Origin of the sequence: Pseudomonas cavernicola (assembly GCF_003596405.1) — a bacterium.
Lineage (GTDB): Bacteria > Pseudomonadota > Gammaproteobacteria > Pseudomonadales > Pseudomonadaceae > Aquipseudomonas > Aquipseudomonas cavernicola.
Genome location: NZ_QYUR01000002.1, coordinates 2,468,540 through 2,481,187 on the forward strand (window position 1 = coordinate 2,468,540; position 12,648 = coordinate 2,481,187).

Genomic DNA, 12,648 nt, shown 5'->3' on the forward strand with positions numbered 1-12,648 from the left:
GCTTGTCTGCTTGCTTGAGATTAGACGTTATCTACCTTGAGGGCGTTGTCGTTGAGCATGCCATCGATCATGGTCGCCGCATCGGTAGGGCCGTAGTAAGCGACGCTGGACAGATCCACGTCATCCAGCACGACCTGCTGTACCACAGCTCCACTGGGCGTCGCCCGTACATTGATGGTGGTGCTGGTGGCTGCGAAGGTGAAGCTCAGGTAGTCATCCAACACATTCCCGCTCGCAGTCTCGCCGACCAACAACTGCGATAGCTCCAACACATCGGAGTTGCCTCCTGCTACGTCGGGCCCGTCGATAAAGAAGTCGGTGATGTGATCGACGCCCGCGTCGCCGGAATTCCACACAAGGGTGTCTTTTCCATCTCCTCCCGTCAGGAGATCATCGCCATGACCTCCGACAAGCAAATCCAGACCAGATCCACCAGCAACTTGGTCATTGCCTCCGAGCCCATACAACTGGTCGTTACCCTCCCGGCCATTGATGACATCGTCAACATTGCCACCCGTCAAGCTATCGCCCGAGGTAGTACCGAAGATCAAGTTCGGCACACTAGGATCGCCGACCACCATGATGCCGGGGTCACCTGGACTGTTGTAAAAGAACTCGCCTTTCACGTAACGCGCCTGAAAATTCCCGCCATCGTTATCGAAATAGGTCAACGTCCATGTATCACCCGCCGCCGGCGGATTGGCGAGCAAGTAGTCATCCAGAGAGACCGATGGATTGCCAACCTGCATAGTTTGGGTAAAGCCGACCTCTGCGCGCATCAGTCCAGTTGCCGGATCAAAAAACCAATCCTGATCTATGCTGCCTGCCGGGTCGGCTTCAAGCACACTGAACTCAATGCCATCCACAGTAATTGAAACCGACACCTCAGTTTCCCGGTGATTGCCTACTTCACCTCCTATATCCCGCTCATTCGCGGGAATAGGGATAGCGAAGGGGGCCTTTTGGTAGTCGGTAAACAGCACCAGAGTCGCTGTTGCCAAATTATTGATGAGCCCGTTGGCGAACTCCTGAGTCAATAGAATATTTTTGTTCTGATCATTACCTGAAGTAAGGGGGGTCTTGCCATCGCCAATTACCACCTCCTGCGCCGGCTCGCTATTGGCGGGCACTGTGTGAATAACAAAATTGCCATTCACACTTTCCCCATCACTGGAACCGACAGTGAACTTGAATAAGAAATCACCGGGCGCCGCGCCTACCCCCGGAATGTAGATCAGATCGTCAACTAAATTCACATCAAGCACGCCCAGGCTGATTGGCACAAAGGCATTCGTTGCATCGTAGTAACCAATCTGTCCTGACAACGGCAACTCCGTGATGGTCAGACTTAGAGTTCCATCGATATCCGTTGGTACTTTAATTTGCAGCGGATAACCCTGCTCATACGGGTTCGTCATCTGTGCCACATCTGCCGGCATCCAGACTTCCTTAGCAAACTCACCCTGTATGGGGTCATTAATACCGTTAACGTCGATAATTAGCGTAGTGGTTGCCTGATCACCATCAGCGTCACGAATGGTATAGGTGAATTCATCACTCACATTTGAGTCGACGTTAAGCTGCTGTACCGCAAGACTGCTGTTATTGAGGGTATAGGTGTAGGAACCTAAAGCATTTAGCACCAGAGTGCCGTAAAGGCCGTTTATCACAATACCGACCCCGGTAGTGACCGGGTTTCCCACATCCGTGCCTGCCTTGACACCCACCACAACGCCGCCATCAGCACCGTAGTTATCATTGGCGACCACCACGTTGCCAGTCGCTGTTGTATCGAGGTCTTCAATAACCGAATCGGTATCAGCCATTGCCGTCGGCACATCGTCGACGATGTCGACGGTGATGCTGCCCGTGCGGGTGTTGCCGTTGGCGTCCGTCACCGTGTAGCTGAAGCTGTCGCGGTTGTCCTCGGTGTTGGCGCCGTCATCGGCGGCCGGATTGCTGGTGACCGGCGCGGTCAGCGTGTAGACATAGCTGCCGTTGCTGCTGATCTGGATCGTGCCGAAGCTGCCAACCCCGGTGCCCACCACCGCATAGCTCAGCGCCCCGAAGCCACCCGCAGCATTCAGCTGGTTGCTCGCATCCGTCTCGCCGCTGCTGCCCGGCAGGCTGCCGGTCACCGACCCAACCGCCAGGTCGGCGCCATCCGGCAGGGCATTCGTATCCAGCGCCTTCTCGTAGACCAGCGCGTCGTTATCGTCTGGGGCAGTCAGCCCGCTGTCGCTCAGGTTGATGGTCAGCGTGGTGGTCGACAGGTCGCCATCACCGTCCTGGACCGTGTACACAAACACGTCCGCGATATTGCCGCTGATCGTGTTCGCATTCGACTGGTAGCTGTAGGACCCGTCTGCCGCCAGGGTCAGGGTGCCATACAGCCCCACGATGCTGCCACCAACACCGCTCGTCACGGCCGTCGTCGTGTCGCCGCCCGCCGCCCGCACGCCGACAACGCCACCGCCCGCGGCAAAGCCGTCCGCGCCATCCTCGTCGTTGCTCAGCACACCGCCGGCCACATCCACCGTCAGCAGCGCACCTTCACCCACGCTGTTGCTGTCGGCATGCGCCGTCGGCACATCGTCGACGATGTCGACGGTGATGCTGCCTGTGCGGGTGTTGCCGTTGGCGTCCGTCACCGTGTAGCTGAAGCTGTCGCGGTTGTCCTCGGTGTTGGCGCCGTCATCGGCGGCCGGATTGCTGGTGACCGGCGCGGTCAGCGTGTAGACATAGCTGCCATTGCTGCTGATCTGGATCGTGCCGAAGCTGCCAACCCCGGTGCCCACCACCGCATAGCTCAGCGTCCCGAAGCCACCCGAAGCATTCAGCTGGTTGCTCGCATCCGTCTCGCCGCTGCTGCCCGGCAGGCTGCCGGTCACCGATCCGACCGCCAGGTCGGCGCCATCCGGCAGGGCATTCGTATCCAGCGCCTTCTCGTAGACCAGCGCATCGTTGTCGGCGGGGGCAGTCAGCCCGCTGTCGCTCAGGTTGATCGTCAGCGTGGTGGTTGACAGGTCGCCATCACCGTCCTGGACCGTGTAGGTGAATACATCCGTGGCACCGGCCGGCGGCGCCACGTTAGGGGTGCCGCCGTAGGTGTAGGTGCCGTTGGCATGCAGCGTCAACGTCCCGAAGCTGCCCTCCAAGGCTATACCCACACTGCCACTGGCCGGGGTCACGGTATCGTTGCCGACCTTCACGCCGACCACGCCGCCACCCGCCGTCGGGCCGTCCGCACCGAACACGTCATCAAGGCCATCGGTCAGCACGTTGCCACTGAGCACGCCCCCTTCCGTCACGCTGTTGCTGTCAGCATGCGCCGTCGGCACATCGTCGACGATGTTGATGTCGAGGAATGCGGTGTCCACGTCATGGTCCACGTCCTCGGCCACCACCTCGAAGTGCTCGGCCAGCAGGTTCTCGCCCGCACCCGGCGCGTGCTGTCCGTTGTTCAGCAGGGTGTAGCTGTAGCTGACGATGCCCTCATCCGCTTCATAGCCAGTGATGGTCAGTTTGCCCAGCGGGGTCGTTACCGACTGCGGGAAGTCGTTGACCACGCCACCCGCCACAACGCTGAGGCCATGCACACTCAGGTTCAGAATCCCATCCTGGGCCTCCACCTTGAAGCTGCCGCTGACCGTGGTGGGTTCCTTGTCCGGGTCCGAGCCGTCCGCTAGGTCGTCTTCGTCGACGCTATGCTCGCCGCCCGGGACATCCAGATCCTTGATCTGGATGTCATCGTCCTTGTTCCTGATCTGTAGCACCAGATCGGCAGTGTCGCTGTCGGTATCGGCATCGGTGTGGGTGTAGCCGAAGGTCTCGGTCGCGCTGCCGCCCCCGCCCAGGGCGAGGAAGTCCGGATCGTTCGGGTCCAGTTGGTAGTTGTAGGAGCCGTCTGCGTTCAGGGTCAGGGTGCCGTAGATGCCCTGCAAAACCGCCGGCTGGATTGGTCCACCAGCCACCCGGTCGGCGCCCTGCACGTCGTTGCTGAGCACGTTGCCGCTCAGGGTCGGATTGATCTCCGAGGCGAACGCGGCATTACTGTCGTCTACGGCGGACGGCATATCGTCGATGATCTCGATGACGATGCTCGCCGGCGCCGACGTGGTCGTACCGTCCGAGACAGTCAGGCTGAAGACGTCGCTCTCGATACCAGGGCCGTCCGTGGTTCGGCTGGTCAGTTCATAGGTGTAGCTGGCTACCCCATTCAGACTGTCGTAGGCGGTGACAGTCAGCTTTCCATGGCTACCGGTGAACACGCTGCCAGCCAGGTTGACCAGCAGCACAGGGGAGCCGTTGTTGATGGTGACGCTTTGCAGGTCGTCGAGGCCGTCGGCGTCGCTCAGGCGGAAAGTGCCGGTGGCGAACTCGCTGTTGCTGGCGGCATTCGAGCCGGTTGGCAGGCCCGCTTCGAAGACCTGATCGTTGCCAGCCTCGCTGCCCGGATCGACGCTGACCCCTGGCCCGTCGTTGCTGCCGGTGATCGTGATGGTCAGGGTCGCGATGCCAGGGTCTCCATCGGCGTCCTGCATGTTGTAGGTGAAGGTTTCGGTCAGGGTTTCACCGTTGTCCAACGCCTGTACCGCCGGGTTGGCGTTGTTCAGGACGTAGCTGTAGGTGCCGTTGCCGGTGTCGCTGAAGGTGCCGAAGTTGCCTGCGATGCTGTTCCAGGACACGAAGCTGGTCGCGATGTCCGCACCCGGTTGGCCATTGATGTGCAGGTCATTGCTCAGCACGTTGCCGGTGATCGCGGCGACCGTGTCTTCGGTGATGCCGTTGCTGTCGTCTACGGCGGACGGCAGGTCATCGATGATTTCGATGACGATGCTCGCCGGCGCCGACGTGGTCGTGCCGTCCGAGACGGTAAGGCTGAAGACGTCGCTCTCGCTATCGGCCCCATCGATGGTCGGGTTGGTCAACTCGTAGGTGTAGCTGACCAGCCCGGTCAGGCCGTCGTAGGCGTCGATGGTCAGGGTGCCGTTAGTGCCGGCGAACGATCTGCCGACCAGACTACTCAGCAGCACGGTGGTGCCGTTGATGGTGACGCTCTGCAGGTCGTCGAGGCCGTCGGCGTCGCTCAGGCTGAAGCTGCCAGTGGCGAACTCGCTGTTGCTGGCGGCAGCCGAACCACTCGCCAGGCCGGCTTCGGAGACCTGGTCGTTGCCGCCCTCGTTACCCGGATCGACGCTGAGCTGCGGCCCGTCGTTGCTGCCGGTGATAGTGAGGGTCAGGCTCGCGCTGGCGGTATCGCCATCGGCGTCCTGCATGGTGTAGCTGAAGCTCTCGCTCAGGGTTTCACCGCTGTCCAGGGCCTGCACCAGCAGGTTGAGGTTGTCCAGGCTGTAGCTGCCACTGCCGCCGCCGGTATCGCTGAAGCTGCCAAAGTTGGCCGCGGTGCTGCTCCAAGCCACGAAGCTGGTCGGGCTGTCGGCGCCCGCTTGGCCGTTGGCGTGCAGGTCGTTGCTCAGCACGTTGCCGATGAGCACGCTGAGCGCGCCTTGGACGATGCTGATACCCTCATCCGCGGCGTTCGGCACATCGTCGAGGATCTCGATGACGAGGCTCGCCGGGGCCGACGAGGCCGTGCCGTCCGAGACCGTCAGGCTGAAGCTGTCGGTTTCAAGCCCGGGGCCGTCGGTGGTCGGGGTGGTCAGCTCATAGCTGTAGCTGGCCACCCCGGTCAGGCTGTCGTAGGCGGTGATGGTCAGGCTGCCGTGAGTGCCGGTGAACACGCTGCCGACCAGGCTGCCCAGTGCCACGGTGGTGCCGTTGATGGTGACGCTCTGCAGGTCGTCGGGGCCATCGGCATCACTCAGGCTGAAGGTACCCGTAGCGAATTCGCTGTCGCTGGCGGCGTTCGAGCCGGCCGCCAGGCCGGCTTCGAAGACCTGGTCGTTACCCCCCTCACTGCCTGGATTGCCCGAATCGACCGTGATCTGCGGCCCATCGTTGCTGCCGGTGATGGTGATGGTCAGGGTCGCGGTGTCGGTGTCACCGTCGGCATCCTGCATCGTGTAGCTGAAGGTCTCGGTCAGGCTTTCACCGCTGTCCAACGCCTGCACCGCCGGGTTGGCGTTGTTCAGGCTGTAGCTGTAGGTACCACTGCCGGTGTCCGTAAAGCTGACGAAGCTGGCTGCGGTACTGCCCCAGGCCACGAAGCTGATCGGGGTGTCGGCGCCCGGTTGGCCATTGGCGTGCAGGTCGTTGCTCAGCACCTCGCCGCTAAGCGTGGCGAGCGCGTCTTCGGCGACGCTGCTGCTGTCGTTCACGGCGTTCGGTACATCGTCGACGATTTCGATGACGATGCTGGCCGGCGCCGACGTGGCGCTGCCGTCCGAGGCCGTCAGGCTGAAGCTGTCGGTTTCGATTCCAGGGCCGTCGGTGGTTGGGCTGGTCTGCTCATAGCTGTAGCTGGCCACCCCGGTCGCGCTGTCGTAGGCGGTGATGGTCAAGGTGCCGTTAGTGCCGGCAAACACACTGCCAACCAGGCTGGCCAGTGCCACGGTGGTGCCGTTGACGGTGACGCTCTGCAGGTCGTCGAGGCCGTCGGCATCGCTCAGGGTGAAGGTACCGGTGGCAAGCCCGGCGCCGCTGGCGGCGTTCGAGCCGGCGGCCAAATCTGCTTCCAAGGTTTGGTCATTGCCGCCCCCGTTGCCCGAATCCACCGTAATCCCGGGCACATTGTTCTCAGGCGGAGGGGCAGGCTCAGTTGCCCCAGCCACATCGGGATCCGGGAATTCAGGCCCCCTGTTGAGTCCCGCAGTAGGGAAGCCAATCACTGGCTCAACCGCGCCGCCCACTGCATCCAGCAACACAAAGGAGTGGCCGCCGCCAGCACCACCGGCACCACCTGCCCTTGGGCCCGCAGCTGTGGCTTCAGCCGCTTGAGTCGGGTCGACACCTGCCTCAATGGCGGCCTGCAGTTTTTCAACGTCGGTCAGTTGTTGATCACTAGGAACCGTTGCAGGGGCTGCTTCGGCATCAGTCGGGGAGCCATGGCCCCTGGCAATCATCTGCTCGTCGAGCGCCAAGTCGCTATCGCGGCCCAGAGTCAGCTCCTGACCGTTGGGCAGGGTGACCGCAACGGCGCCGGCCGCGCCAGTAACCAACCGTTCACCCGCGAAGACGCGATCACCTTCGGTAAGAGGTCGGCGCGATCCATCGCCAGCTACCGCGTAGACCTCGCCGACAACCTGACTGACGACACCGATTGAAGTAGCCATGATTCCTTCCTCACTACAGCTGTCGACAACCGTCGACAGGTATTTCAAAAGGGTCAAAACACCTTTCAAAACCGAGGGTGTGCGAAGAAATCAACTGAGAAAATGGAACGACACCCTCACATCAAAAAGCCATGACGTCAAAAAAATATCGCCATAGCCAGCATCGTACGACTCCATCAGATAAGTCCCCGCCCCTTACGCTTTAAACCGTATTTGACCGTCCGCTTTAGTCACACAAAAATCCTTATGCCGCGAACAACGTGGCTCTTAGGGAAAAACAGTGGGCTGGTTTTGGCAGAGTGCATAAGATTCTTTCGACATAATTATTGTGAGGATTTTGTCTTAGCTTCTCCTATAGATGTTCTTAGCTCTGATGTTACAAGGCTGAAACGGTTTAACGGGCAAATTAGCCAAATTATTGGCACAAGGACAAAACATCTGAACATGGAGAAGCACCTCATGCGCGTCTTGACCCCCCTGTGGAGCAGCATGCTACTGGCGATGGCCTGCGCTCAAACTCAAGCGATGACGCTATCGCAGGCGATTCAGAACACGGTGGATAACCATCCGGAGATTCAGGCCAGCATGAACGACCGGCTCTCCTCGGATGAAGAAGTAAAGGTCGCGAAGGGAGGTTATCTCCCGACTGTCGACGCACTCGCCGGTTATGGCCGCGAGAAATCTGACAACCCGACTACCCGCGGGCTGGTGGGCCACAACAAGGAAACGCTGACTTATGGCACTTCCGAGCTGCGCTTGCGGCAAATGCTCTTTGATGGGTTCAACACCCCGAATGAAGTCGCACGCACTAAAGCCGTGGTGAACTCGCGGGCCTATTTCGTTCAGGGCACCTCGGAAAGCCTGGCGTTACGCACCGTCGAGGTCTATCTGGACGTGCTTAAACGCCGTGAAATGGTCGTATTGGCCAAGAACAACCTGCAGGCGCACCAACGCATCAACGACCAGATTGGTCTGCGTAGCCAGCGTGGCGTGGGTAGCACGGCTGACCTTGACCAATCCCAAGCACGCCTGGCTCTGGCGGAAAACAACCTCTACACCGAACAGGTCAACCTGGCCGATGCCGAGTCCAGCTTCTTCAGTGCCGTCGGGCGCCTGCCGGATGAGCTAGAGTCGCCTACTACGATCAAGGGCGAAGTACCCGCCGACCTGGGTGCCGCGCGGCAGTCAGTGATGGCGAACAACCCCTTCCTGAAGTCCGCACAATCCGACGTGGTGGCTGCCGAGAAGCAATATGAAGCGGCCAAGGCACCGTTCTATCCACGCTTCGATGCGGAACTGGCGACTGCGGCCAATAACAACACTCAAGGTGACGAAGGCCACGACAACTCTTGGCGCGCCGGAGTAGTGATGAACTACAACTTGTTTAACGGCATGCGCGACAAGGCGCGGTTGCAGTCCTCCGCCTACCAGATCAACCAGTCGATGGATATTCGTAACAATGCGCTACGGATTATCAACGAGAACATCTCGCTGGCCTGGAACGCGATGGAAAATGCCCGCCTGCAAACCCCGAAAGCCCGCGACTATGCGGACTACACCGCACGGGTTCGCGAGGCCTATCAACAACAGTTCAGCCTGGGGCAACGCACCCTGCTCGACTTGCTAGACAGCGAGAACGAACTCTTCACCGCCAATCGGCGCTATACCGAGGTGCGCTACACCGAAGAGTTCTCCATGTACCGGGTGATGTCTGCCATGGGCGAGTTGCTGCGTACTCAAGGCACTGTTCTTCCGGCTGAAGCGACTGCTATGACCGAGGTGAAGAGTGAGGCTCAGCTACCGGAAATGAAGTAGTACTGGCTAATGACGAAGTACCGGCTTAGGAGCAGTAGACCGTGACGACCATGGAACGGACAGGACCAACCGGAGATCCGCGGCTTAGCCACGATGATCCGTTGCTGGACGGTTTGTTGATCCTCTGCAATCTGCACGATTGCTCCGTCAGCCGTGGCAGCCTGAGTGCAGGCTTACCCATGCCCGAGCAACGGCTTAGCGCCGAACTCCTGCCCCGGGCGGCGGCGCGGGCAGGGTTGCAGGGCCGGTTGCTGCGCCGCGAACTGGGCGCCATTTCAGCGCTCAATCTGCCTGTTCTGCTGCTGTTGAAAGACGGCCGCAGTGCGGTGCTGCGCCAATGGGGGCCAAAGAACCAGGCGCTGATTCTGCCCAGCGAGGCGGAAGGTGGTGAGCAGTGGGTCAGCCGCGAAACACTGGCTGCCGAGTACAGTGGCCAAGCGCTGTTCGCCCGACCACGACATGAACTGGAAGACCTGCGCACCCCCTTGGTACCTCGGGTCGAAGCCTGGTTCCGCGATACCCTCAAGCTTTCGCGCTGGCTATACACCGACGCGATTCTGGCCAGCTTGCTGATCAACCTGCTGGGGATGATGGTCCCGCTGTTTGTCATGCAAACCTACGACCGCGTCGTCCCCAACCAGGCCACCACGACCCTTTGGGTGCTGTCCATCGGCCTGCTGATCGGTACCGTGTTCGAACTGCTTTTACGCGTGATCCGTGCCCATCTGCTCGATGTCGCGGGAAAGAAAACCGACGTGGTGCTTTCTGCCACGCTCTTCGAGCGCATCACCGGCATGTCGATGAAAGCCCGGCCCGCCAGCGTCGGCGGTTTCGCCCAAAGCATCCATGACTTCCAAGGCCTGCGTGAATTTCTCACCGCCGTGACCCTGACCAGCATAATCGACCTGCCATTTGCGCTACTGATGATGGTGGTGATCGGCTTGCTCGGTGGCTGGATCGTGGTGATTCCGCTCTTGGCGTTCCCGATCACCATCCTCTTCGCCATGATCATCCAGTCGCGACTGCGGGACACCGTACAGAAGAGTCTGGCCCTCGGCGCCGAGCGCCAAGCCCTCTTGATCGAAACTCTTGGCGGCCTGGAAACACTGAAAGCCTGCAGTGCCGAAAGTGAGCGTCAGCACAAATGGGAAACCACCCATGGCGCGCTGACCCGCCTCGATGCGCACGCGCGCCACCTTTCCGCGCTGGCCACCAACGGCACCCTGTTCCTCCAGCAATTCACTGGCATGGCCACCATAGTCGCCGGCGTCTACAGCATCATCGCCGGCGACCTGAGCGTCGGCGCACTGGTTGCTTGCTACATGCTCGGCAGCCGGGTCATGGCCCCGCTTGGGCAGATAGCCGGGCTGATCACCCGCTACCAACAAGCTCAGGTCACCATGAAAAGCACCGACGCGCTGATGGCCCTGCCACAGGAGCGCCAGGCCAAACAACGGCCACTGGAACGTACCCATCTGAAAGGTGCACTGGATGTGCACCAGGTGAATTTCCGCTACCCAGGACAAAGCACTCCGGCACTGGCCAATATCAGCCTGCACATGGCGCCAGGCGAGCGCATCGGCATCATCGGCCGCAGTGGCTCAGGAAAAAGCACCCTGGCGCGACTGGTGATGGGTTTCTATACCCCGGATGAAGGCCAGGTCTTATTGGATGGTCTCGACTTGCGCCAACTCGACGTCGCCGACCTGCGCCATCAGGTTGGCTACGTCGCCCATGACCTGCCGCTACTCTCTGGCAGCCTGCGCGACAACCTGACCCTCGGCGCCCGCTATGTCAGCGATGCGCGCATGCTCGAAGTGGCCGAGATGACCGGGGTCAGTGAGTTGGCCCGGCAACATCCGCAAGGCTTCGACCGCCCAGTCGGCGAGCGCGGCCAACTGCTCTCCGGCGGCCAGCGTCAGGCGGTGCTACTCGCCCGCGCCCTGCTGCTCGACCCGCCGATTCTGCTGCTCGACGAACCGACCAGCGCGATGGATAACACCAGTGAGGAGATCCTCCGTAACCGCCTGCACACCTGGGCACAAGGCAAAACGCTGCTGCTAATCACCCATCGCTCCTCCATGCTCAGCCTGGTGGATCGACTGATCGTGCTGGATAACGGCCATATTGTCGCCGACGGTCCGAAAGAGGCGGTGATCGAAGCCTTGCGCAAGGGCCGCGTTGGCCCGGCAGCGGTTTAGGAGACAGCGCATGGAACTCTCTCAGTCGATACGCGGTTACTTCGCCAGCCTGCGCCAACAGAAGCAAGACACCGAATTCATGCCGGAAGTAGACGGCGCCGCGCTGGAAGACTCGCCGTGGCTTTCACGGGTAACGCTCTGGACGGTCAGCGCCCTCCTCCTCACCGCACTGGTATGGGCTAATTTCGCCGCACTCGAGGAAGTCACGACCGGCGAAGGCAAGGCCATCCCCTCCAGCAAAGTACAGGTCATCCAAAACCTGGAAGGTGGGATCGTCACGGAGATCTTCGTCCGTGAAGGTCAGGTGGTGAACAAGGGCGACAAGTTGCTGCGGTTGGATGACACCCGCTTCCTCTCCAACAAAGGTGAAACCGAGGCCGACCGCCTGGCCCTGGTCGCCCGCGTCGAGCGCCTGGCCGCCGAGGCCGAGGGCCGACCGATTGCCCTATCGGAAGACATCACCCGCGACGCGCCACAACTCGCCGAAGACGAAATGGCCCTGTACAGCTCGCGGCAAAGACGCCTGGATAGCGAACAACGTACCCTGGGCGAACAGTTACGACAGAAAACCCAGGAGCTAGCAGAGTTCCGCTCCAAACAGCAGCAGTATCGCTCAAGCCTGGGCCTGCTCCAGCAGGAACTGAACATGTCTGAACCCCTGGTCGCCAGCGGTGCCATCTCCCCGGTGGAAATTCTCCGGCTGCGCCGCAGTGCAGTCGAGATACGCGGTTCGATGGACGCCACCACCCTGGCAATTCCGCGCGCCGAGGCGGCCATCAACGAAATCAAAAGCAAGATCGAGGAATCCGAACTGGCGTTTCGATCAGACGCCGCCAAAGAGCTCAATGAAAAACGCACCGAGCTGCAAAAGATCACCGCCACCAGCGTCGCCATTCAGGATCGGGTCAGCCGTACCACTGTTATCTCTCCGGTACATGGCATCATCAAACAACTGAAGATCAACACCATCGGCGGCGTGGTGCAGCCAGGCAGCGACATGCTGGAAATTGTCCCGCTGGAAGACAACCTGCTGATCGAGGCCCGCGTGCGCCCGCAAGACGTGGCTTTTCTCCACCCGGGCCAGAGCGCCATGGTCAAGTTCACCGCCTATGACTACACCATCTACGGCGGGCTGAAGGCCAAGCTAGAACTGATCAGCGCCGATACCGTGACCGACGACAAGGACAACAGCTTCTACCTGATCCAGGTGCGCACCGATAAGAACCATCTGGGTAAGGCTGACCATCCCCTGCTGATCATCCCCGGCATGGTCGCCACGGTGGACATCATCACCGGCGAGAAAAGCGTACTGGACTACCTGCTCAAACCGGTACTCAAGGCCCGCTCCGAGGCCATGCGCGAACGCTGATTGGAATCTGTTCATTGGATCCCCGCCT

At 60.6% G+C, this 12,648-nt stretch carries 4 protein-coding genes and 1 pseudogene; 3 read left to right on the plus strand and 2 right to left on the minus strand.

Going from position 1 to position 12,648, the window contains the following annotated elements; all coding sequences use genetic code 11:
- Window positions 1-20: 20 nt before the first annotated feature.
- Together D3879_RS11780 and D3879_RS27840 are read right to left on the minus strand one after the other, a co-directional pair.
- Complete coding sequence (locus D3879_RS11780; protein WP_238474226.1) at window positions 21-6,641, minus strand: VCBS domain-containing protein; 6,621 nt, start codon at window positions 6,639-6,641, stop codon at window positions 21-23.
- Between the two features lie 186 nt (window positions 6,642-6,827).
- Window positions 6,828-7,235, minus strand: a pseudogene (locus D3879_RS27840) (retention module-containing protein); the annotation flags it as partial.
- Window positions 7,236-7,694: 459 nt separating this feature from the next.
- On the opposite strand from D3879_RS27840, the gene D3879_RS11785 reads away from it, so the two are divergent.
- Genes D3879_RS11785 through D3879_RS11795 form a run of 3 tightly spaced genes read left to right on the plus strand, consistent with a single transcriptional unit; the run spans window position 7,695 to window position 12,620 of the window.
- Window positions 7,695-9,050, plus strand: a complete 1,356-nt coding sequence (locus D3879_RS11785) for a TolC family outer membrane protein (RefSeq protein WP_119954422.1) — start codon at window positions 7,695-7,697, stop codon at window positions 9,048-9,050.
- A gap of 41 nt (window positions 9,051-9,091) precedes the next feature.
- Window positions 9,092-11,251, plus strand: coding sequence for a type I secretion system permease/ATPase (locus tag D3879_RS11790; RefSeq protein WP_119954423.1), 2,160 nt, complete (start codon window positions 9,092-9,094; stop codon window positions 11,249-11,251).
- Between the two features lie 10 nt (window positions 11,252-11,261).
- Window positions 11,262-12,620 (plus strand): HlyD family type I secretion periplasmic adaptor subunit, encoded by a 1,359-nt coding sequence (locus D3879_RS11795; protein ID WP_119954424.1) that lies wholly within the window; start codon window positions 11,262-11,264, stop codon window positions 12,618-12,620.
- Window positions 12,621-12,648 lie beyond the last annotated feature (28 nt).

Bases quoted from the DNA above. Each gene is read 5' to 3' on its own strand.
- D3879_RS11785 (WP_119954422.1), top strand. From the start codon at position 7,695: ATGCGCGTCTTGACCCCCCTGTGGAGCAGCATGCTACTGGCGATGGCC.
- D3879_RS11795 (WP_119954424.1), top strand. From the start codon at position 11,262: ATGGAACTCTCTCAGTCGATACGCGGTTACTTCGCCAGCCTGCGCCAA.